Source organism: Mycobacterium sp. NGS58, assembly GCF_059812385.1.
Map to the genome: position 1 here is coordinate 290,921 of NZ_JCALCO010000003.1, position 20,567 is coordinate 311,487.

Annotated in this window: 23 protein-coding genes; 12 read left to right on the forward strand and 11 right to left on the reverse strand. The window is 64.9% G+C overall.

Annotated features, from left to right (window positions below; all coding sequences use genetic code 11):
- Positions 1 to 3: 3 nt before the first annotated feature.
- The 3 genes from AC5Y4H_RS05025 to AC5Y4H_RS05035 are packed head-to-tail and all read right to left on the reverse strand — an operon-like array spanning position 4 to position 2,651.
- A complete protein-coding gene (locus AC5Y4H_RS05025) occupies positions 4 to 960 on the reverse strand; it encodes an LLM class F420-dependent oxidoreductase (RefSeq protein WP_499979070.1) in 957 nt (318 codons plus the stop codon).
- 12 nt (positions 961 to 972) lie between these two features.
- The gene (locus AC5Y4H_RS05030; protein WP_499979071.1) at positions 973 to 1,716 is read right to left on the reverse strand and encodes a hypothetical protein; all 744 of its coding nucleotides are present in this window, start codon (positions 1,714 to 1,716) and stop codon (positions 973 to 975) included.
- A gap of 11 nt (positions 1,717 to 1,727) precedes the next feature.
- Positions 1,728 to 2,651 carry an NAD-dependent epimerase/dehydratase family protein gene (locus AC5Y4H_RS05035; protein ID WP_499979073.1) on the reverse strand — a complete coding sequence of 308 codons (924 nt, stop codon included), beginning with the start codon at positions 2,649 to 2,651 and terminating at the stop codon, positions 1,728 to 1,730.
- Positions 2,652 to 2,838: 187 nt separating this feature from the next.
- On the opposite strand from AC5Y4H_RS05035, the gene AC5Y4H_RS05040 reads away from it, so the two are divergent.
- From AC5Y4H_RS05040 to AC5Y4H_RS05065, 6 genes are all read left to right on the forward strand, one after another.
- Positions 2,839 to 3,162 carry a hypothetical protein gene (locus tag AC5Y4H_RS05040; RefSeq protein ID WP_499979075.1) on the forward strand — a complete coding sequence of 108 codons (324 nt, stop codon included), beginning with the start codon at positions 2,839 to 2,841 and terminating at the stop codon, positions 3,160 to 3,162.
- Positions 3,163 to 3,263: 101 nt separating this feature from the next.
- Positions 3,264 to 4,967 (forward strand): thiolase C-terminal domain-containing protein, encoded by a 1,704-nt coding sequence (locus AC5Y4H_RS05045; protein WP_499979077.1) that lies wholly within the window; start codon positions 3,264 to 3,266, stop codon positions 4,965 to 4,967.
- A 7-nt stretch (positions 4,968 to 4,974) separates the two neighbouring features.
- Complete coding sequence (locus AC5Y4H_RS05050) at positions 4,975 to 5,856, forward strand: alpha/beta hydrolase (RefSeq protein ID WP_499979079.1); 882 nt, start codon at positions 4,975 to 4,977, stop codon at positions 5,854 to 5,856.
- Positions 5,853 to 6,665: an NAD(P)-dependent oxidoreductase gene (locus AC5Y4H_RS05055; protein WP_499979080.1), complete on the forward strand. Its 813-nt coding sequence runs from the start codon at positions 5,853 to 5,855 to the stop codon at positions 6,663 to 6,665. Before AC5Y4H_RS05050 ends, AC5Y4H_RS05055 begins: the two co-directional genes overlap by 4 nt.
- 130 nt (positions 6,666 to 6,795) lie before the next feature.
- Positions 6,796 to 8,001 (forward strand): cytochrome P450, encoded by a 1,206-nt coding sequence (locus tag AC5Y4H_RS05060; protein ID WP_499979081.1) that lies wholly within the window; start codon positions 6,796 to 6,798, stop codon positions 7,999 to 8,001.
- A 9-nt stretch (positions 8,002 to 8,010) separates the two neighbouring features.
- Complete coding sequence (locus AC5Y4H_RS05065) at positions 8,011 to 8,211, forward strand: ferredoxin (RefSeq protein ID WP_007777398.1); 201 nt, start codon at positions 8,011 to 8,013, stop codon at positions 8,209 to 8,211.
- Between the two features lie 3 nt (positions 8,212 to 8,214).
- On the opposite strand, the gene AC5Y4H_RS05070 is transcribed toward AC5Y4H_RS05065, so the two are convergent.
- The 8 genes from AC5Y4H_RS05070 to AC5Y4H_RS05105 form a co-directional block, all read right to left on the reverse strand.
- Positions 8,215 to 8,499, reverse strand: a complete 285-nt coding sequence (locus AC5Y4H_RS05070) for a DUF1330 domain-containing protein (protein ID WP_499979084.1) — start codon at positions 8,497 to 8,499, stop codon at positions 8,215 to 8,217.
- Between the two features lie 30 nt (positions 8,500 to 8,529).
- Positions 8,530 to 8,718, reverse strand: coding sequence for a ferredoxin (locus AC5Y4H_RS05075; RefSeq protein WP_065053291.1), 189 nt, complete (start codon positions 8,716 to 8,718; stop codon positions 8,530 to 8,532).
- Complete coding sequence (locus AC5Y4H_RS05080; protein WP_499979086.1) at positions 8,715 to 9,995, reverse strand: cytochrome P450; 1,281 nt, start codon at positions 9,993 to 9,995, stop codon at positions 8,715 to 8,717. Before AC5Y4H_RS05080 ends, AC5Y4H_RS05075 begins: the two co-directional genes overlap by 4 nt.
- 155 nt (positions 9,996 to 10,150) lie before the next feature.
- Positions 10,151 to 10,657 carry a hypothetical protein gene (locus tag AC5Y4H_RS05085; RefSeq protein WP_499979087.1) on the reverse strand — a complete coding sequence of 169 codons (507 nt, stop codon included), beginning with the start codon at positions 10,655 to 10,657 and terminating at the stop codon, positions 10,151 to 10,153.
- Positions 10,654 to 11,268, reverse strand: coding sequence for a TetR/AcrR family transcriptional regulator (locus tag AC5Y4H_RS05090; RefSeq protein ID WP_499979088.1), 615 nt, complete (start codon positions 11,266 to 11,268; stop codon positions 10,654 to 10,656). The genes AC5Y4H_RS05085 and AC5Y4H_RS05090 overlap by 4 nt, the downstream gene beginning before the upstream one ends.
- Positions 11,269 to 11,394: 126 nt before the next feature.
- Positions 11,395 to 12,549, reverse strand: coding sequence for a thiolase family protein (locus AC5Y4H_RS05095; protein WP_499979090.1), 1,155 nt, complete (start codon positions 12,547 to 12,549; stop codon positions 11,395 to 11,397).
- 95 nt (positions 12,550 to 12,644) lie between these two features.
- Positions 12,645 to 13,811, reverse strand: a complete 1,167-nt coding sequence (locus AC5Y4H_RS05100) for an acyl-CoA dehydrogenase family protein (RefSeq protein WP_499979189.1) — start codon at positions 13,809 to 13,811, stop codon at positions 12,645 to 12,647.
- Between the two features lie 126 nt (positions 13,812 to 13,937).
- Positions 13,938 to 15,236, reverse strand: coding sequence for an amidohydrolase family protein (locus tag AC5Y4H_RS05105; RefSeq protein WP_499979191.1), 1,299 nt, complete (start codon positions 15,234 to 15,236; stop codon positions 13,938 to 13,940).
- A gap of 388 nt (positions 15,237 to 15,624) precedes the next feature.
- Between AC5Y4H_RS05105 and AC5Y4H_RS05110 the strand changes: the two genes are divergently transcribed.
- The 6 genes from AC5Y4H_RS05110 to AC5Y4H_RS05135 are packed head-to-tail and all read left to right on the forward strand — an operon-like array spanning position 15,625 to position 20,561.
- Positions 15,625 to 16,158, forward strand: a complete 534-nt coding sequence (locus tag AC5Y4H_RS05110) for a carboxymuconolactone decarboxylase family protein (protein ID WP_499979092.1) — start codon at positions 15,625 to 15,627, stop codon at positions 16,156 to 16,158.
- Positions 16,159 to 16,176: 18 nt separating this feature from the next.
- A complete protein-coding gene (locus tag AC5Y4H_RS05115) occupies positions 16,177 to 17,454 on the forward strand; it encodes an aromatic ring-hydroxylating oxygenase subunit alpha (RefSeq protein ID WP_499979094.1) in 1,278 nt (425 codons plus the stop codon).
- Positions 17,438 to 17,761: a hypothetical protein gene (locus tag AC5Y4H_RS05120; protein ID WP_499979096.1), complete on the forward strand. Its 324-nt coding sequence runs from the start codon at positions 17,438 to 17,440 to the stop codon at positions 17,759 to 17,761. Before AC5Y4H_RS05115 ends, AC5Y4H_RS05120 begins: the two co-directional genes overlap by 17 nt.
- Positions 17,762 to 17,764: 3 nt before the next feature.
- Entirely contained in the window at positions 17,765 to 18,997 is a 1,233-nt protein-coding gene (locus tag AC5Y4H_RS05125) for a metal-dependent hydrolase family protein (RefSeq protein ID WP_499979097.1), read from the forward strand.
- The gene (locus AC5Y4H_RS05130; RefSeq protein ID WP_499979099.1) at positions 18,975 to 19,445 is read left to right on the forward strand and encodes a nuclear transport factor 2 family protein; all 471 of its coding nucleotides are present in this window, start codon (positions 18,975 to 18,977) and stop codon (positions 19,443 to 19,445) included. Before AC5Y4H_RS05125 ends, AC5Y4H_RS05130 begins: the two co-directional genes overlap by 23 nt.
- An 18-nt stretch (positions 19,446 to 19,463) precedes the next feature.
- Positions 19,464 to 20,561, forward strand: coding sequence for an acyl-CoA dehydrogenase family protein (locus AC5Y4H_RS05135; RefSeq protein ID WP_499979101.1), 1,098 nt, complete (start codon positions 19,464 to 19,466; stop codon positions 20,559 to 20,561).
- The last annotated feature ends 6 nt before the right edge of the window (positions 20,562 to 20,567 follow it).

Here is a 20,567-nt window from a genome sequence, read left to right on the forward strand (position 1 = left end):
GTCTCACAAACTGGGACACAGGGACGACAGGAACTCCCGAGTTCGCCGCCGCGATTCGGTCCGCTCGCGGATGTCCTTGCCCAGCGGCACGATTCGCACCGCGAGGTCGGTGACGCCCGCGTCGCGATACCGATTCAGCCGATCCAGGACCGCCGCCTCGTCGCCAACCGCCATGGTGTCGCCGACGTCTTGGGCATCGCCGTGCTGCAGCAGCCGCATGTAGTTCGGCGAGAAGTCCGCGTGACCGAGCACCTCGCTGGCGTAGCCGCGAGCATCCTCCGTCTCGTCGTTCGAGCAGAGTGCGACGGGAACCCCGGCGACGATCCGTGGCGCGGGACGACCGGCCCGGTCGGCCGCCGCAGTGATGCGCGGGACGACGTGGTCTCCAATCGCCCGCTCGTCCGCCATCCAGAGAATGGTGCCGCCGGACCGCTCGCCGGCTAATTGCAGCATTGTCGGGCCGAGCGCCGCCATCAAGACCGGCATCTCGAACCCGTCCGTGACATCGACCGGGGAATGGACGCAATAGTTTTCGTTGTCGACGTCGACGTTCCCCGGTCCGGCGAAGGCCGCGACGAGCACGTCGAGGTAGTCAGCCATCAAGCGGGCCGGGCGATCGTAGGGCAATCCCAGTTGAGAGTTGACGATCCAATGATGCGAGGGCCCGATGCCGAGCGTGAACCGTCCGCCGCACACGACCTGGGTGGTCAAAGCCTGTTGCGCCATGATCATCGGATGGCGAGTCTGAATGGGAACGACGGCCGTTCCAATCTCTATACGATCGGTGGCCTGCCCGATCAGGGCTACGGCGGTCATCGCGTCGAGGTAGCCCGGGACCTGGGGCATCCAAAACGCCGCGAAGCCATCGCTTTCGGCGGTGACTCCATCGTCTATCAACCCGGCAAACCGTTCGGCGCGCGAGCGCTCCTTGTCGGAACCAACCATCAGGCCGATGCGCACGCGACCCCTTCCCTATGGCACATACCGATCCCACTCGTACGGAACGACGGCGAAAAAGGGTGCGGCGAAGAGGGGTTCAATGTCCGACTCGGCCCAGCGGGCCTTGAGCACCGAGCGCAGCCGCTGCGCGGTGGCGATCGGGTCGTCATCGAGGAAGCAGTAGGTGATCGTCTGATCCTCTGGTGCACTGGCCAAGCCGGCGTCGACCCGAAGCGATAAGGCGGACCAGGCACCAGCGACGCCGTCAACCTCCAACAGCGGGTTCGGCGATGCGGATCCGCGCTCGACCAACACGAACGCGCCCCGGACGGGCAGCCAGGGCAGGACGTCCGACCCAAGCTTGGCGCGTGGCGCGGCCGCCTTGCGTTGCACCTCATACACGCCGCGCTCCACCGGCGGCAGCAGCGGGAGTTTGCGGCCGGCATTCCCCAAAGCCGTTGACAGCTCGTTGAAATCCTGCAGTCCCGTGGGGTCGGTGAAGAAGTACGTCATCACGTGGTCGACGGTGTCCAGAGGCCCGTCGTTGATCGCGCGGGCGGAGCGACAGGCCGGCGTGGACGCCAGGCGCAAGGATGCTCGCACCGCGGCCAGCCGGTGTTGCTCGGGCCGGTGGTCCAGGCTGTGCCAGCGCAGGTACTCGGCATCCTTGCCGTCGGGGTGGCGGGTCGCCATCGAGACGAACAGCGTGGTGATCTCACCACTGCCGGTCGAAAGGATCTCGGTGACCTCATCCGACGGCGTGCCGGGAAGATGCATGGACTTGGTCCTCACGCTCTCGTCGGATCACGCTGGGGCAGCTGAATTTCGGGGTGGCGGGCCGCGATCATCCGGCGAAATCCCTCTCGCCACGGCACCTTCGTGCGCCCGAGGACGTCGTGCATGTGCGTGACGTCGGGCCATAGCGGGGTGTGCGCCTGGTCTGTGTAATCGAAGATCGGCTCGACACCGACCAACTCACCCATGAACGCGCAATACTCTTCGGCGCTGACCGTCTCGCTACCGGCCCAGTTCACCACTACGGGTGGTGTTGCCGCGACTTCCAAGGCGCGGATTCCTAACTCCACGTAGTCGTCTTCATAGATGGGGTTGTAATTGTTCGGCTTGTCCGGATGCAATCGAATGGGCCTGCGCGCCAATATCGCATCGAGCCGATCCGCGGGTGCACCGCCGTGGGGGCCATACGTCGAACAGATCCGGATGATCGTGAGGGGCACCTGGTATTGCTTGGCGATCCAGGTGCACACCGCCTCGGCGGCAACTTTGGAGAAGCTGTAGTTCGCCCGCAACGGCGCCCCCGGCGGATCACTCTCGGTCAGCGGTCGGTGACCCTGGTAGGCATAGATCGAGCCGGTCGAGCAGAATACGAAACCCTTTGCGACGCGACAGTGATACAACAATTCGCCGGACGCCTGTGCGTTTGTTTCCACGCAATGCTGCCAGTCGCCGGCACCGGGATCCACGGCCGCGTGGAAAACATAGGTGAAATCGTCCGGGATAGCTGAGAAGTCGCAGACGCCGACGTCCAGTGCCATGGGTCTGATCCCGGCGTCCACGAGTTTTTGCCGGGCCGCGGGATCTTTCAGGCGAGCGGCGCCCCACACCTCGTTTCCCGCTGCCGCCAGCGCACGCGCGATTGGAAACGCGATCTTGCCGGTGGCCCCGGTGATCAAGATCTTCTCTGCGTCGAGCAACCAGCCCTCCGAATGTTAAGTACTTGATACCGCGGTTGCGAGCATAACTCCCCGCCGAACGGAAATGCCACGCCCGACCGGAATCGGCGTTGTGCCGTGCCCGAATGATTTTTCTGTGGTCGTGGCGGTATCGACGGAATAAGCTGAGACCACCCGACGTGGGGATGGCGCCAAGGGGAGGCCCATCATGAGGTCGTGTTTTAGTCGTCTGACCGCTGTCGTTGCGGTCGCCTTCGTGCCGATGGCGGTCACGGTGATCGCCACGCCGGGAATCAGCTCGGCGGAGTGCGATCCCAACATGTCGTGGAACTTGGCGACGTGGGAGTGCAAGCCGCTGCCGGCGATGCCGGACTGGTACACCACTCCTCCGGCGTACGCGCCGCCGTTTGCGGCGCAGGATGTGCCACCACCCCCTCCGCCGCGGCCGTGGTGGTCACCGAACGAACCGATGTGGAATGCCGGTTTTCACCAATGGGGTACCTATTTCACCGGCACCTGGGTGCCGTACTGACGGCTGGCATCGCACTCACGCGACACGCAGCACCAGCACGCCCCATATGCCATCTGGATCGCGCCTGCCTACAGTGATAACGTAATTCTCCAATTTGCATAATGGCCCTACCGGGCCGGCCGTGCGATCCCGGAGGTGACGTGTCAGCAGCACCGGGCCGCCCGCTGCCCCTGATCACGCAGGACAACGAATTCTTCTGGACCTCGGGCGCCGACGGGAAACTGCGGTTGCAGGAATGCAAGGCCTGTAAATCACTGATCCATCCGCCGGCGCCGGTATGTCGCTACTGCCGCTCACTCGATGTGGGCGTCCAAGCGGTGTCCGGGAGGGCGACGATCGCCGGATTCACCATCAACGAACGCTTCAGCCTGCCGGGGCTTGCGGCGCCGTACGTGATCGCCCAGGTGGCGGTTGCCGAGGACCCCCGCGTGCGGCTGACCACCAACATCGTGGACTGCGACTTCGGCGAGCTCGAACTCGGTCAACAGGTCGAGGTCGTCTTCGAGCAGGTCGAGGACGTCTGGTTTCCGCTTTTTCGGCCCATCCCTGACGCCGAGCCCGGTCAACTGCCGGTCGACGAGGTCGCGCCCGAGCGGTTCGGCGAACACGTCAGGCCGATGCTCACGACGGAAAAGTTCGAAGACAAGGTCGCGTTGACGGGGATCGGCATGTCACCGATCGGACGCCGATTGATGCAGGTACCGCTGGCGCTGACGGTGCAGGCGTGCGAAGCGGCCATCGCCGACGCCGGCCTGACCTACGCCGACATCGACGGCCTGTCCACCTACCCCGGCGCGATCAATGTGGCGGGAATGGGCGAGGGGGGCACCACCGCCCTCGAGGCCGCGTTGGGCATCCGGCCGACATGGCACAACGGCGCGATGGAAACGTTCGGCCCGGGTGGTTCCGTGATCGCCGCGATGCTGGCGGTCGCGGGTGGGCTGGCGCGGCACGTGCTGTGCTTCCGGACGGTGTGGGAAGCCACCCATGGCGAGCTCATGAGGCAGGGCAAGAACGCCCCGGCCCATGGATCAGCGGGCCGAATGTCGGGCTGGCAGATGCCATTCGGCGCGACGTCGGCGGCACACACCCTGGCGATGAACGCGCAGCGGCACTTTCACCGCTACGGCACCACCAAGGAAACGCTGGGCTGGATCGCGCTGAACCAGCGTGCAAACGCCGAACTCAACCCGACCGCCATCTACCGGTCACCGATGACCATGGACGACTACCTCCACGCGCGGCCCATCACCACGCCCTTCGGGCTCTACGACTGCGACGTGCCCTGCGATGGCGCGATCGCCGTCATCGTCTCGGCCGTCGACGCCGCCCGTGACCTGGCCAAGCCGCCCGTGTTGGTGGAAGCAGTGGGAACGCAGATCATCGAGCGAATCGACTGGGATCAAAGCACTCTCACGCACGAGCCGCAGGTGCTGGGCCAGGCGGCGCACGTGTGGACGCGTACCTCGCTAAGGCCGGCGGACGTCGACGTCGCCGAGTTGTATGACGGGTTCACCATGAACTGCCTGTCTTGGATCGAAGCGCTGGGATTCTGCGGAATCGGTGAGGCCAGGGATTTCCTGGACGGCGGCAAGAACATCGCGCGTGACGGGCAGCTGCCGCTCAACACGCACGGTGGTCAGCTTTCGCACGGCCGCACCCACGGCATGGGCCTGTTGCATGAGGCCGTCACACAGCTGCGTGGCGAGGCCGGTGACCGCCAAGTCGCAGACGCCCGCGTCGGCGCCGTCAGCAGCGGCGGACTGACTCCCAGCGGCGTGATCCTGCTGCGGACCGACACATGAGGCGAGCATGAGTACCGCTCCCCGGGCTCGGCTCGTCATCGTGGACGGTGTGCCGATGTCAGCGATCGTCGCCGAAGCTGACGATCCTAAAGCAGTCATCGTGGCGATCCACGGCGGCGGCACCACCGCCGTCTATTTCGACTGCCCTGGCCACCCGTCGTATTCGCTGTTAAGGACCGGTGCGGCAGCGGGATTCACCGTGGTGGCGATCGACCGGCCGGGCTATGGCGGCTCGGCGCCCTATCCCGAAGCGATGGTCTCAGGGGAACAGCGCGTCAACCTGGCTTACGGTGCTGTCGATCGTATCCTTGGCGAACGACCGCGTGGCGCAGGCATATTCGTGTGGGGCCATTCGGGCGGTTGCGAACTGACGATGCGGATGGCGGCCGATGAGCGCGGCGACAATCTGATCGGCATCGAGCTGGCGGGCACCGGCAGGCACTATCACCCCGCGGCCAAGGAGATCCTCAAAATGGCAACCCGCGAACGACGCCCGTCGGGCATGCGCGGGTTGCTGTGGAGCCCGGAGGAGCTGTACCCACCCGAGGTCCTCGGCGGCGCGACAGTATCACCGTCGGCGCCGTCGTATGAGGATCAAATGGTTTCGGATTGGGCACGCAAGACCTTTCCGACGTTGGCGCCCGCCGTGCGGGTGCCGGTGCATTTCAGCATCGCTGAACACGAAAAGGTCTGGCAGGCTGATGATTCGGCGGTCGAGGAAATCACCGCGATGTTCTCCGCCGCGCCGCGTTTCACCCTGCACAGGCAAGTCGGTTCGGGGCACAACATCAGCGTCGGGCACGCCGCCGCGGACTATCACGCGCAGGTTCTCTCGTTCGTCGACGAGTGCGTTGGCGCGCGTCGGTCGGAGGAAGAGGCTGCCGGATGAGAGTCGGATTCATCGGGCTGGGCAGTCAGGGCGGGCCCATGGCGCGTCGGATCGTTGAAGGCGGCTACCCCACCACGTTGTGGGCGCGCAGGCCAGAGGTTCTCGAGGCATTCGCCGACACCCCGGCCGAGATCGCAGACACTCCGGCCGAACTCGCCGCGGCCACCGACCTGGTCTGCCTCTGCGTGGTCGGCGACTCCGACATCGACGAACTCGCCGGCGACAACGGATTGTTGTCGGCGATGAAGCCCGGCAGCGTGATCGCCGTGCACAGCACGGTGCACCCCAAAACATGCCGAGATCTCGCGGCGAAGGCTGCCGCTCGGGGGGTTTCGGTCATCGATGCGCCGGTGAGCGGAGGGGGTGGGGCGGCGGCCGAGGGCCGTCTGCTGGTGATGGCGGGCGGTGACACCGACGTCGTCGAGCGGTGCCGTCCGGTCTTCGAAACCTATGCCGATCCCGTCGTTCACCTCGGCGAGTTGGGCTCGGGACAGACCACAAAGCTACTCAACAACTTGTTGTTCACCGCCAACCTGGCGACGGCGGCCACCGCCCTGTCACTGGCCGAGGCGCTGGGCGTCGACCCGGCCCGCCTCACCGAGGTGGTGTCGCGCAGCAGTGGCAACAGCTTCGCGCTCAACGCCCTCGGCGGTATCGGTGGACTCGATCGGCTGGCCGGTGTGGCAGGAGGTCTGCTGCGGAAGGATGTCCGGCTGGTGGTCGACCTTGCCGACGGCGCCGGGGCAAACGGCGGTGCCGTACTCGATGCGGCCGATGCGGCGCTGGCCCTGATGGATCATCCCCGATGAGAGTTGAAGAGGGTTTGAAATGCCAGCGTTTTGGTCTTTCCGGTTCGTCACGAAGGTATTACCGTTAGCGTTACAGTCAGGGACTCCGCTGTAAAGGTTTCAGCCCGACCTCGCCGCTGAGGAGGATGCAGTGACAAAACCGAAGGTCGTCTTCGATCCGTACTCCGAGGACTACTTCAACAATCCGTTCGACACCTATCGGCGGATGCGTGAGGAAACGCCACTGTATTACGACGAGAAGGAGGACTTTTACGCCCTGACCCGCCATGAAGACGTGGCGGCCGCGTTCAAGGACTTCGAGACGTACTCGTCGGCGCGCGGCTGCGACCTGGCGATGGTGCGCCGGGGCATCTCTCCCGAGCAGAAGTCGATCATCTTCATGGATCCGCCGGAGCACCGCCATATGCGCAGCCTGCTCAATAAGGCGTTCACTCCGCGGGCGATTCAATCTCAACGCGAGACGATCATCGAGGTGATCGACAAGTACCTGGGCGCCGTCGATTCGGACAACTTCGACGTCGTACAGGACTTCTCCGGGCCATTTCCGGTGGAGGTCATCACCCGGATGGCCGGCGTGCCGGAGGAATACCGCCAACAGGTTCGCCACTGGATCGACACGAGCCTTTCGCACGAACCGGGCCAGATAGAAATCAGCGAAGCCGGCATGCAGGCCAACATCGACACCGCGATGTACTACTTCAGCCTGGTGCAGGAGCGGCGTCAGGAACCGCAAGAAGACATGATCAGCCGGCTGATCGCGGCCGAGATCCCGGGCGAAAACGGCGAGCTCCGCAAGCTCGACGACATCGAGATCTGCGGATTCGCAACCCTTCTGGGAGGCGCGGGCGCCGAGACCGTCACCAAGCTGATGGGCAACGCGGCGGTCATCTTCGCCAACCACCCCGACCAGTGGCAGAAGCTGCAGGAGGACCGGGACAAGATTCCCGGCGCCGTCGAGGAGCTGCTGCGCTACGAGGGACCGGTGCAGTACAACGTCCGCTACACCCTCAAGGAGGCCCACGTCAGCGGCGGCGTGATCCCGGCGGGCAAACCCGTATTCCTCTGCGGCGCGGCGGCCAACCGCGACCCGGAGGCCTTCACCGACGCCGACATATTCGACATCGAGCGTGACCAGACCGAGGCGCAGCACCTCGGCCTCGGGTATGGCATTCACAGCTGCCTCGGCGCAGCGCTGGCCCGCCTGGAAAGCAGGATCGCGCTGGAAAAACTGCTCGACTTCATGCCGCGCTACGAAGTGGACTGGGCGGGCTGCAAACGGGTAAACATGCAAAACGTGGCGGGCTGGAAGAACGTGCCCGTCAAGGTGCTTCGGTAAGGGGCCGCGGTGACGAAGAAAATCGAAGTCGATTGGGGACTTTGCGAGAGCAACGGCGTCTGTATGGGAATCAACCCCGACATATTCGAGCTCGGCGACGACGACATGCTTACGGTCCACCAAGAAGAAGTCACTCCGGAGAACGAGGCGGACGTGCGCGAGGCCGTCCGTCAATGCCCACGGCAGGCCATCTCCATCGTCGGAGAGTAGCGGTCAGAATCCGGAGAGGATGACCGCGTTGCATTCGGCCGCGGCCTGCCGCAGTTTCGCCGCTTTCTGGTAGCCCTCGGACTCGTACCAGGCCCGAGCGGCATCGACCGACTCGAATTCCAGTACGACGGTCTGGTCGCCGTGCCAGTCGCCTTCGATGACCTTGGGTGCTGTGTCCACCGCAAGGATGGTGGCACCGCTCATCGCCGATCCGGCAGCTTGGGCGTACGCCTTCATGCCCTCCGGGTCTTTGATGGCCTCGGTGAGGATGACATAGCCCTTCGCCATACGAATCTCCCTACTCGCCGGTGTGTTTCGTTACTTCTCGCTGATCGCCTGTTCGGGACAGCATTGGATTGCCTCCTGAGCCGCCGCTTCCAATTCCGTGGGAACGTCGGAATCGATGGCCTCGGCGTAGCCGTCGTCGGTCAGGCTGAACACGTCGGGGCACAAAGTGAGACACATGCCGTGTCCGCGGCACTTCTGGTCGTCTACCCACACTTTCATGCCAGCGTGAACTCCAGGTGCAATTCGGTCAGGCCGCGCAGGATGTAGGTCGGAACATATTGGTAGCGGCGGTCATTCGCCGGTCCGTGGACGCTCTCGTCGATCCTGATGTCCGTCGTGCGGTCGAGCAACCGCTCGATCGCCACCCGGGTCTCAGCGCGGGCCAGCGGCGCGCCGGGGCAGCTGTGGATGCCTCGCCCGAACGAGATGTGCTGGCGCGCATTCTTGCGGGCCGGATCGAAGGTGGACGGGTCTTCGAACCGGCGCGGATCCCGGTTGGCGGCCGCCTGCACGATCATCACGGTGCTGCCCGCGGGCAGGTCGACCCCGCCGACATTGGCCGGCCTGCGGTTCATCCGGAAGTCGCCCTTGACGGGACTTTCGTAGCGCAGCGACTCTTCGATGAAGTTCGGAATCAGGCTGCGGTCCTTGCGTAACTGCGCCTGGATGTCGGGGCGCTCCCCCAATGTCTGCAGGGACGCACCCAGCAGCCGCACCGTGGTCTCCTGGCCCGCGGAGAAGACGTTGCTGGCGACCCGGGCAACGTCCTCGACCTCGGGGGTGGAACCGTCGGGGTACGCGGCGGTCGCCAGGCCGGTGAGCACGTCGTCGCGGGGCGCGCCGCGGCGGTCCCGGACATAGTCGGAAAACAGGCCGTAGAGAAATTCCAGGGGGCTATGGGCCAGGGATCCCTTGGTGCCCCCGACGCCGCCACCCGCGTGCTCGGCGATGCCCTTGACGAACTTGTCGCGATCCTCCAGCGGCACGCCCAGCAGGTCGGCGATGACCAAGAGCGTGAACGGGCTCGCGAAGCCCTTGATGAATTCGCCGTGCCCTGGCGCGAGAAAGTCGTCGAGCGCCTGGTCGGCCAGCACCCACATGGCGTCCTCGTTCTCCTTGAGGCGCTTGGGAGTGATCAGCCGCATCATCAGGGAACGGTGGTTGGTGTGGGTCGGCGGATCGAGCGTGGGCAGCTGGTCGCTGAAGGGCAGCTCATCGCGATGTTCCTCGATCAGCTCGCTGATGTCACCGTCTTGCAGACCCTCGAGGCTTACCGGGAAACCCGGGAACGGGCCGGTTACCGAGATGCACGACGACCACGTCTCGGCGTCGTTGAGCACAGCGCACGCCTCGTCCCAACCAGTGATCATGGTGACGCCGTGATGGCTTTCCCGGGTGACCGGGCAGCGCTCGCGCAGCGCCTCGTAAAAGGGGTACGGGTCCTCGATGAGCTCGGTGCCGCGGAAGAAGTCCAACTCGGAGGATTCGTTCGCCATCTCCTGCTCCTTGAATCTCGGCTAGTGAGAACGTGCCTCTCGCGGATGAATATTACATTTTCACACGGCACGGTAGGCGTCAACGACGGGACCCCCTTGCCCGACGGCAAGGCGCGTGAGGAATCGCGGGGGCTGCGCCGTTCCTGCAGCTCCGGCTAGCTGGCGGGAACCAGATCGGCGGCGACCGAAGGCCAAGCCAGCAGCCCGCTCCGGAAGGTCTCCACGTGACCGATTGACGCATGCGGCGCAGCCGCTGCCGTCAGGGCTTGAGCCTTGAACGTCTGCGCGGCCGTGCTCAGCTGGTGTTGCACCAGGCCGACGCTGTCGTCGAGTTCGGGTGGCCAGTTCTCTCCCCAGAGCGTGACCTCGGTGACGCCGTGGTCGAGGGCCTGCAGCACGCCTTGGCGCACCCGTTCGTCGCAGCCGAAAAGGTCCGCCGCCGCCGCCAGGGCCTGCGGCCGGGGACGTGATTGCACCGTCGCCAGCGCGTCTTCGAGGTCGAGTACCTGCGCGCCGATGATCTGCAGCGGCCGGTCGTCGGGATGGTCGGCGACCAGCACGGTGACATCCCAACCCGCCATCGAACGGTCGAAAATCCAACCGCCGGCGAACCTCACCACGTCGATGACGGTGGCGGCGACGACGTCCAGCCGGTACCTCATATCGCCTCGGGCTTCTTCGAAGGCGCGAAATCCCGCGCCAGGGTCTCGGCGTACTCCTTGAACGCCTCGGCTAGCGGGATCGAAGGATCGAGTAACCATGTGGTTTCCATTCCGTGGACGAAGGCGAGGATTTCTACTGCCTTGACGGCGGGGTCTATGTCGTCGCGGTACCGGCCGTCGGCCTGACCGCAACGGATGAGATCGGCGACGATATCGGTCGCGGCCCGGTACCTGGACAGCATGCGGTCGTGCAGCGGGGCCTCGGGAAGGATGTTCTCGACCAGCAGCACCGTGAACGTGCCCACCAGTTCGGGCGCCCGATGAATGCGGTCCGCGACCGCGGCGATCTGGTCGAACAGGTCGCCGGTCCGGTCGGCGTGGGTGTCGTCGTCGAGGTCGCGGGCATCGAGCACGGCGTGCAACAGCTGCTCTTTCGATTCGAAGTGATGCAGCAGCCCCGCGGGGGTGACGCCGGCCTCGCCGGCGATCTGGGCAAGTGTCGTGCTGCGCCACCCATTGCGGGTGAGCAGGCGTTGCGCGACGTCGAGGATCCGTTGCTTGCGGTCCTCGCCCTTGGCGAGAAGCGTGTCGTATCGCCGTGCGACGGGCACCGCAACCCCCTCAAACCACGCTGTATCGACCCGGGGAAAACTAACCTAGTGAACAAACAGTAGGTTAGTTTGCGGGCTGTGACAAGGGTCACGCGGTGCACAGTTTTTGTGTGCGGCAGGCCGCCGCTAGCTCACCAGCTCCACCAGTGTGGCGTTGGCGGTCCCGCCGCCCTCGCACATGGTTTGCAACCCGTAGCGGATGCCCTGGTCGCGCATGTGATGGGCCATGCGTGTCATCAGCACCGCTCCGGAGGCGCCCAGCGGATGTCCCAGCGCGATGGCGCCACCCAGCGGATTCGTCCGTGTCGGGTCCGCCCCGGTCTCCGCCAGCCACGCCAGCGGCACGGGGGCAAAAGCCTCATTGACCTCGAAGACGCCCACCTCGGACAGCGCGACGCCGGCCTTGCTCAGCACCTTCTCGGTCGCCGAAATGGGGCCGGTGAGCATCAACACGGGATCCGCTCCGGTGACCGCGCCGGCCAGGTACCGCACGATCGGGGTCAGGCCCAGCTCGACGGCCATCTCGGCGGTCGTCACCAGCAGCGCCGCGGCGCCATCGGAGATCTGTGAGGAGTTACCCGCGTGAATCACGCCGTCCTCGGCAAAGGCCGGCTTGAGCGTGCCCAGCTTCTCGACGGTGCTGCCGCGCCGCACGCCCTCGTCGGCGGTGAGCACGTTGTGGTCGGCTCCGTCGACGAACACCGGCACGATCTGCTCGGTGAATGCGCCGCCATCCTGGGCCGCGGCGGCCCGCTCGTGGGATTCGACGGAGAACTCGTCGAGCCGGGTGCGCGAGAATCCCCACTTCTTGGCGATCATCTCCGCCGACAGTCCCTGGTTGAAGGAGAAATCGTCATAGCGGGCAAGGACTTTCGGGCCATAGGGCATTCCGATTGCCCGGGCCGAACCGAGCGGAACGCGGCTCATGACCTCGACTCCGCCGGCCACGACGACATCCTGCTGGCCTGACATCACCGCCTGCACGGCGAAATCCAGCGCCTGCTGGCTGGACCCGCAGGCGCGATTGACGGTGGTCCCGGGAATCGTCTCCGGCCAACCGGCGGCCAGGACCGCGTAACGGCCGATGTTGCTGGACTGGTCGCCCACCTGGGACACACAGCCCCAGATCACGTCATCGATGATGTCTGGACCGATGCCGGTGCGTTCGATGAGCTCGGTCAGCACGACTGCGGACAGGTCGGCGGCATGCATGCCGGACAGCGCGCCGTTGCGCTTCCCCACCGGCGTACGCACGGCCTCGACGATGACTGTTTCGCGCATATCTTTGCCCAACCTCTCAATCGCCGAGCGTGCACTGGTTGCGAAAAAACCGCAAAAATCTCGCCGTCAGTGCACGTTCGATGACAAACAACTACCTAGTAGCTTTTCGGCAACTTCAGGACGTTGGCTCCCAGGAAGTTCAAGATCATCTCCTGGCTGACCGGCGCGATCTTCATCAGCCGGGCCTCGCGGAAGTACCGCGTGATGTGGTACTCCTCGGCGTAACCCATGCCGCCGTGGGTTTGCAGCGCCCGGTCCGCAGCGGCAAAGCCGGCATCGGCGCAGAGGTACTTGGCCGTATTGGCCTCGCGCCCACAGGGTTTGCCGTTGTCGTACAGCCAGGTGGCCTTGCGCAGCATCAGTTCGGCGGCATCGAGCCGGGCCAGTGAATCGGCGAGCGGAAACTGCAACCCCTGGTTCATTCCGATGGGCCGGCCGAAGACCTCGCGCTCGTTGCCGTACTTCACCGCCTTATCCAGCGCCACCCGGCCGATGCCGAGAGCCTCTGCCGCGATGAGCATCCGCTCCGGGTTGAGGCCGTCGAGAATGTACTGAAAGCCCTTGCCCTCCTCGCCGATTCGATCCTCGACCGGCACCTCGAGATTGTCGATGAACAACTCGTTGGAGCTGACCGCGTTGCGGCCCATCTTGCGGATCGGGCGGACGTCGACCCGGCTGCGGTCGAGGTCGGTGATGAACAGCGTCATCCCGTCGGTCTTCTTGGTGACCTCGTCGTAGCTTTGCGTCCGGGTGAGCAACAGGATCTTGTCGGACTCCATCGCCTTGGAGATCCAGACCTTGCGACCGTTGACGATGTAGCGGTCGCCGTCACGCTTGGCGAACGTGGTGATCCGCGAAGTGTCAAGCCCGGCACCGGGTTCGGTGACGCCGAAGCAGACGTGGACCTCGCCGGTCGCCACGGCGGGCAACGTTCGGGCTTTGAGTTCCTCGGAACCGTGCACCACGACCGGCTGCATGCCGAAGATGGACAGGTGGATCGAGCTGGCGGCGTTCATGGCGCCACCCGATTTGGCGACCTCCTCGAGCAGGATCGTCGCTTCGGTGATGCCGAGACCGTGGCCGCCGTATTCGGTGGGGATCGTCATTCCCAACCAGCCGCCATCGGCTATGGCGCGGTAGAACTCGGTCGGGAATTCGTGGGCCTGGTCTTTTTCCATCCAGTACTGGTCGTCGAATTTCCCCGCCAGCTCCGCCACCGACCGACGGATCAGTTCCTGGTCATCGGTCAGCTCAAAGTTCATTCCAGCGCCGGGCACCGCTCAGTCTCCTTCGATCGAAAGGCACCGGCTTTCAGTGCTGGCCCGCGCCGCCCGGCTTCGCCGCGCTTGCGACCGCCACGGGCGCACTTGCATTCCGGCGTGTGGCTTCTAGTCCTTGTTGCCGCTAAGTGCTTTCGCGTTGGCCGCGAAATCGGCAAAGGACGAGCCGCCTCGGCTGTCCTTATCGTGGCCCGCCGCCTTGATGGACACGTCGTGCCCCTCGGCGGCCTTGCGAAGCGCACCGACGGTGGCCTGTTCGCGTGAAATGTGCGTGAAGGGGTCGAACGAGTACCACCGCATGGCGTTCTCGTAGGTCATCTTATTGATCTCGTCGTCGGGAACGTTGTTGATGGACAACACATCCCAGAGCTCTTCCGGTGCGCCCGGCCACATCGAGTCGCTGTGCGGGTAGTCGGCCTCCCAGCAGATGTTGTCGATGCCGATCATGTTGCGCAGCGCCACACCGACCTTGTCGCTGATGAAGCAGGTCAGGAAGTGGTCGCGGAACACGTCGGACGGCAACTTGTCGCCGAAGTTCTGATGCGTCCAGGTGGAGTGCATTTCGTAGGTGCGGTCGGCGCGCTCCAGGAAGTAGGGGATCCACCCCGTGCCGCCCTCGGACAGGGCGATCTTGAGGTCGGGGTACTTCTTGATCGGTGCCGACCACAGCAGGTCCGCCGCGGCCTGCACGATGTTCATCGGCTGCAGCGTGATCATCACGTCCATCGGCGCATCGGGCGCGGTGATCGCCAGCCGGCCCGAGGACCCGATGTGGACGTTCATCACGGTGTTGGTGTCGCACAACGCTTCCCACAACGGGTTCCAGTACTCGTTGTGGAAGCTCGGGTAGCCCATCGCGGCCGGGTTTTCGGTGAAGGTCAGTGCGTGCACGCCCTTCTTGGCTACCCGGCGCACCTCGGCGGCGCACGCCTCGGCGTCCCAGATCACCGGGATCGCCATCGGGATGAATCGCGCCGGGTACGCCCCGCACCACTCGTCGATGTGCCAGTCGTTGTAGGCCTGCACCAGCGCGATGGAGAAGTCGTGGTCGTCGGTGACGAACAGCCGCCCGGCAAAGCCCGGGAACGACGGGAAGCAGATCGAAGCGAGGATGCCACCGGCGTTCATGTCTTTGACGCGTTCGTCGACGTTGTAACAACCCGGCCGGATCTCGTCGAGCCCCGTCGGCTCGATGCCGTACTCCTCCTTGGGCCGGCCCGCGACCGCGTTCAACGCCACGTTCGGGATGACCGTGTCGCGGAACTTCCACATGTCCGAGCCGTCGTCGTTGTGCACCAGTCGAGGTGCGTCGTCCTGGTACTTCTTCGACAGGTGGTTCTTGAACATGTCGGGTGGCTCGACGGTGTGGTCGTCGACGCTGATCAGCATCATGTCTTCTTTGTTCATGAGCTTCCCTTCCATCGGATCCATCGGATCGATTACAGCCTCGGCGAATCGCTGTCCCGTGCCAAGATCACTAAAATGAAAACTATCTTCTCGCCAGACGAGAATCAACATTCATACGCTGCTGCCGCCGTCCATAGCAGCCTGACCAGCGACCCAGTGATCGGGCGAATGTCCCACCGCCAAGCGGCGACGCAGTGAGGTAGACCCCCGCGTGACATCCCAGTTCGGCGCGCCGGCTCACGTCTTGGCCGTCTGGCCGACCCGAGTGAGCCGTGTGGCTCTGACCGGCGTCCGCTCGGCACGTCGGCATTGACCGGGCGCACGTTTCGTGCCAGTCTGTTAGTTGCAAATGAGAATCTAATTCTCTTTCACCGAGAGGACATTGCCGATGCGGTTGCAGCCGCTCCCCGCTGATCAGTGGGACGAGGCCACCCAGCAGGCACTCTCGGCGATGCGTGGAGCGGACACCAACAATGCGCTGTCCACGCTGGCTCACCACCCGGCGCTCGCCAAGGCGTTTCTTCGATTCAATGTCCACCTGTTGACGACGTCGACGCTGCCGCCCCGCATCCGCGAGCTGGCCATCCTGCGGGTGGCCCATCGACGCCAGTGCGCGTACGAGTGGTCACACCACGTCAGGATGGCCAAGGACCAGGGGATCACCGACGAACAGATCGCGGCGGTGCGGCGATTCGGCGATGGCAGCGCGGAGGACCTCGACGCCTTCGACCGCGCGGTGATCACCGGCGTGGATGAACTCGAAGAGAAGTCGGAGCTGTCCGACAGGACTTGGGCGGCGCTGGGCGAGTGCCTCAACGACCAGCAGCGCATGGATTTCGTCTTCACGGTCGGCTGCTACGCCCTGCTGGCCATGGCCTTCAACACTTTTGGCATCCAGCTCGAACACGCCGAACAGCACTGAATAAGAGGAGTAAGAACGTTGCCGCACTTCCCCAAGCCAGCCGCCGGCAGCTGGACAGAAAACTACCCCGACCTCGGGACCGCGCCGGTTGACTACACCGACTCGATCGACCCGGCGTTCTTCGAAGCCGAACGCGACGCGGTCTTCCGGAAGACCTGGCTGAACGTCGGCCGGGTCGAACGTCTCCCCCGCACCGGCAGCTACTTCACCCGAGAACTGCCGGCGGCCGGCAAGGGCACGTCGGTGATCATCACCAAGACCAAGGAAGGGTCGGTCAAGGCGTACCACAACGTCTGCCGTCACCGCGGAAACAAGTTGGTGTGGAACGACTTTCCCCACGAGGAGACCTCCGGCACCTGCCGGCAATTCACCTGCAAGTACCACGCTTGGCGCTACAGCCTCGACGGTGACCTGACCTTCGTCCAACAGGAAGAGGAGTTCTTCGACCTGGACAAAAGCAACTTCGGCCTGGCACCCGTCCGGTGCGAGGTGTGGGAGGGTTTCATCTTCATCAACTTCGACGACAACGCCGCGCCGCTGATCGACTACCTCGGGCCGCTGGCCAAGAGCATCGAGGGCTACCCGTTCGGCGAGATGACGGAGACCTACTCCTACCGGGCCGAGGTGGGCAGCAACTGGAAGCTGTTCATCGACGCGTTCGTCGAGTTCTACCACGCGCCGATCCTGCACCAGGGGCAGTACACCAAGGAAGAAGCCGCCAAGATCCAGAAGTTCGGCTACGAGGCGCTGCACTACGAGTTGGCCGGACCGCACAACCTGCAGTCGACCTGGGGCGGTCAGGCACCGCCGCCGGACATGTCCATGGTCAAACCGATGGACCAGGTGTTGCGCAGCGGTTTGTTCGGCCCGTGGGACAAGCCGGAGATCATCGAAAAGCTCGAGCTGCCACCGGGAGTCAACGTGAAGAGGGTGCCGCAGTGGGGCATCGACTCGTGGCTCTTTTACCCGAACTTCATGTTGCTGATCTGGGAGCCGGGCTGGTTCCTGACCTATCACTACTGGCCTACCGCTGTCGACAAGCACATCTTCGAGTCGACGCTGTATTTCGTTCCGCCGCGCAACGCGCGGGAACGGCTGGCCCAGGAGTTGGCCGCGGTGACGTTCAAGGAGTACGCGCTGCAGGACGCCAACACGCTGGAAGCGACTCAGACCATGATCGGCACCCGTGCGGTCAAGGAGTTCCTGCTCTGCGACCAGGAAGTGTTGATCCGTCATCTGCACAAGACGACCGCTGACTATGTGAAGGAGCACCAGCGCAATGGCGTTACCGTCTGAATTCGCGGCCCTGGAGCCCTATTTGGATTGGGATCTGGCCACCGAACCCGAGCGCTACGCCAAACGGCTGGCCTCGACGATGCCCGAGATGCAGGCCTTCTACGACGTGGCGTTTCCGAAGCTCAACGCTGTCATCGAATACGTCGACAAGTTCCCGCTGGACGAGCTGCCCGACGACGCAAAGACTTTGATGCACATGATGCAGTCACTGGTCATGGTGTCGTTCCCCATCGAGGCGTGGAAACAACCGCGCGTCCCCGACAGCGGCGCGGCGTGGGTTGAAGTAATACGGGAACCGGTGATCTAAGCGGTGCTGACGCTCAAGGCCGCAGGGCTGCTCGACGTCGACGCGGGTGAGATCCTTCGCCCGGGCATTCTGACGATCGAGGACGATCGGATCGTGGGCGTCGGGGATTCGGGCCCGACGGGCCCAGAAGACACTGTCATCGACCTCGGCGACCAGATTCTGCTGCCGGGCCTGATGGACATGGAGGTCAACCTCCTGATGGGCGGACGCGGCGAGACGCCGGGACTGTCCCAGGTGCAGGACGACCCGCCGACTCGGGTGCTGCGCGCGGTCGGCAACGCCAGGCGCACGCTGCGCGCCGGTTTCACCACCGTGCGCAACCTGGGCCTGTTCGTAAAGACCGGCGGCTACCTGCTCGACGTCGCCCTTGGCAAGGCCATCGACGCGGGGTGGATCGACGGGCCCCGCATCGTCCCGGCCGGCCACGCCATCACGCCCACCGGTGGACACTTGGACCCGACGATGTTCGCCGCGTTCATGCCGGGTGCGCTCGAGCTCACGGTCGAAGAGGGCATCGCCAACGGGGTCGACGAGATCCGCAAGGCGGTGCGCTACCAGATCAAGCACGGCGCCGAGCTGATCAAGGTGTGCGTTTCCGGCGGCGTCATGTCGTTGACCGGCGAGGCTGGGGCGCAACATTATTCGGACGAGGAATTGCGCGCGATCGTCGATGAGGCGCACCGGCGCGGGCTGCGCGTCGCCGCGCACACCCACGGAGCCGAAGCGGTCAAGCACGCGGTGGCGTGCGGGATCGACTGCATCGAACACGGCTTCCTGATGGACGACGAGGCCATCCAGATGCTGGTCGACAACGACCGGTTCCTGGTGACCACCCGCAGGCTCGCCCAGGCGATGGACGTCTCCCGTGCTCCGAAGGCATTGCAGGACAAGGCCGCCGAGATGTTTCCGAAGGCGGAAACATCGATCAAAGCCGCCTACGAGGCCGGGGTGAAGATCGCGGTCGGCACCGACGCTCCGGCCATCCCACACGGCAAGAACGCCGACGAGCTCGTCACGCTGGTGGAGTGGGGCATGCCGCCGCTGGCGGTGCTGAGAGCGGCGACCATCACCGCGGCCGAGCTCATCAACTCGACCGACCGAGGCCGCCTCGCGCCGGGACAGCTCGCCGATATCATCGCAGTACCCGGAAACCCGTTGGAAGACATCACCGTTACCCGAAACGTCAGCTTCGTCATGAAAGGCGGCAAGGTCTATGTCGACGCCCGATCAGTCTAAGAGCGGCCCAACCCGAACTGACGATCTCGTCGAGATTCAGCAGCTGCTGGGCCGCTACGCGGTCACCATCACCCAGGAGGACATCGAGGGACTCGTCGCCGTCTTCACGCCCGACGGTACCTACAGCGCCTTCGGCGAGACCTACAGCCTGAGCCGATTCCCGGAACTGGTGGCCGCGGCCCCAAAGGGCTTGTTTCTCACCGGAACCGCGGTGGTGGACCTGGACGGGGATGCGGCCAGCGGCACCCAGCCACTGTGCTTCATCGATCACGCCACCCACGACATGCGGATCGGCTACTACCGCGACACCTATGTGCGAACCACCGACGGGTGGCGGCTGAAGACCCGCGCCATGACGTTCATCCGCCGCAGCGGCGTGCACGATTCGGGACGGCCGCACGCCGTCGGGCGGCCCGCCGGTGACTCTGCGGCGCAGGCAGCGACTTAAAGGAGCCGACCAATCGAAGTGAATGTCGAGGAGTTCCGGGCCGACCTGCGCGCGTGGCTCGACGACAACGATCTGACCCCCGAGCCCGATCACTCGCTGCAGGGGCACATGCGGCAGTTCGCCCGGGTCAGCCGTGCGCTCTACGACGCCGATTGGATGCGGTTCGGCTGGCCGGTTGAGGTGGGTGGATTGGGCGGTCCCGCGGTGCTGCGCGCGATTGTCGGTGAAGAGGTGGTCGGCCGCCGCCTGGCCGAACCCGGGCCCTATTCGATGCTCGAGGTGCTGGCGCCCACCATGATCGACTACGCACCGGCCGAACTCGCAAAGGAAATGGTTCCGCGTCTGCTGAGCGGCGAAGAGCAATGGTGCCAAGGGTTTTCCGAGCCGGGCTCGGGCAGCGATCTGGCATCGCTGACGACACGGGCGGTCCAGGACGGCGACAACTGGGTCGTCAACGGGCAGAAGGTGTGGACCAGCTTCGCGCAGTTCTCCACCCGATGCGTCCTGCTTGCCCGCACCGCGCCCGGGCACGACGGAATCACCGCCTTCTTCGTCGATCTCGACACCCCGGGCATCACCATCCGCCCGCTGCGGACGATGCACGGCGTCGACGAGTTCTGCGAGGTGTACTACGACGACGCGGTGATTCCCGCCGCCCGGATGCTGGGCGAGCCCGGGGACGGCTGGCGGCTGGCCATGGACCTACTGCCCTATGAGCGTTCCGCCTGCTTCTGGCAGCGGATCGCCTACCTCTATTCGCGATTCGACGATCTGATCGCGACGGCGGCCGAAGCCGGCGAGCCCGACGAATCCGCGCTCGGGGGCGCCTATCTGGCCCTTCACACGTTGCGCTGCCGATCGCGCGCGACCCAGCACCGGATGCGCGACGGGGCCCGGCTGGGACCCGACACCTCCATCGACAAGGTACTGCTGGCCTCCGCGGAGCAGCGGCTCTACGACACGGTCCGCGACGTGTTGCCGGGCACGCTCGAACTCAAGGACACGCCGTGGCGTTCGGAATACCTGTACTCGCGCGCGGCGACGATCTACGGAGGCACGGCCGAGATCCAGCGCAATATCATCGCTCGCCGGCTGCTCGATCTCGGGAAGGAGTGAACGTGG

Bases quoted from the DNA above. Each gene is read 5' to 3' on its own strand.
- AC5Y4H_RS05120 (WP_499979096.1), top strand. From the start codon at position 17,438: ATGGCGTTACCGTCTGAATTCGCGGCCCTGGAGCCCTATTTGGATTGG.
- AC5Y4H_RS05055 (WP_499979080.1), top strand. From the start codon at position 5,853: ATGAGAGTCGGATTCATCGGGCTGGGCAGTCAGGGCGGGCCCATGGCG.
- AC5Y4H_RS05050 (WP_499979079.1), top strand. From the start codon at position 4,975: ATGAGTACCGCTCCCCGGGCTCGGCTCGTCATCGTGGACGGTGTGCCG.
- AC5Y4H_RS05085 (WP_499979087.1), bottom strand. From the start codon at position 10,657: ATGAGGTACCGGCTGGACGTCGTCGCCGCCACCGTCATCGACGTGGTG.
- AC5Y4H_RS05080 (WP_499979086.1), bottom strand. From the start codon at position 9,995: ATGGCGAACGAATCCTCCGAGTTGGACTTCTTCCGCGGCACCGAGCTC.
- AC5Y4H_RS05070 (WP_499979084.1), bottom strand. From the start codon at position 8,499: ATGGCGAAGGGCTATGTCATCCTCACCGAGGCCATCAAAGACCCGGAG.
- AC5Y4H_RS05110 (WP_499979092.1), top strand. From the start codon at position 15,625: ATGCGGTTGCAGCCGCTCCCCGCTGATCAGTGGGACGAGGCCACCCAG.
- AC5Y4H_RS05075 (WP_065053291.1), bottom strand. From the start codon at position 8,718: ATGAAAGTGTGGGTAGACGACCAGAAGTGCCGCGGACACGGCATGTGT.
- AC5Y4H_RS05100 (WP_499979189.1), bottom strand. From the start codon at position 13,811: ATGAACTTTGAGCTGACCGATGACCAGGAACTGATCCGTCGGTCGGTG.
- AC5Y4H_RS05030 (WP_499979071.1), bottom strand. From the start codon at position 1,716: ATGCATCTTCCCGGCACGCCGTCGGATGAGGTCACCGAGATCCTTTCG.
- AC5Y4H_RS05095 (WP_499979090.1), bottom strand. From the start codon at position 12,549: ATGCGCGAAACAGTCATCGTCGAGGCCGTGCGTACGCCGGTGGGGAAG.
- AC5Y4H_RS05105 (WP_499979191.1), bottom strand. From the start codon at position 15,236: ATGAACAAAGAAGACATGATGCTGATCAGCGTCGACGACCACACCGTC.
- AC5Y4H_RS05045 (WP_499979077.1), top strand. From the start codon at position 3,264: ATGGCCCTACCGGGCCGGCCGTGCGATCCCGGAGGTGACGTGTCAGCA.
- AC5Y4H_RS05040 (WP_499979075.1), top strand. From the start codon at position 2,839: ATGAGGTCGTGTTTTAGTCGTCTGACCGCTGTCGTTGCGGTCGCCTTC.
- AC5Y4H_RS05130 (WP_499979099.1), top strand. From the start codon at position 18,975: ATGTCGACGCCCGATCAGTCTAAGAGCGGCCCAACCCGAACTGACGAT.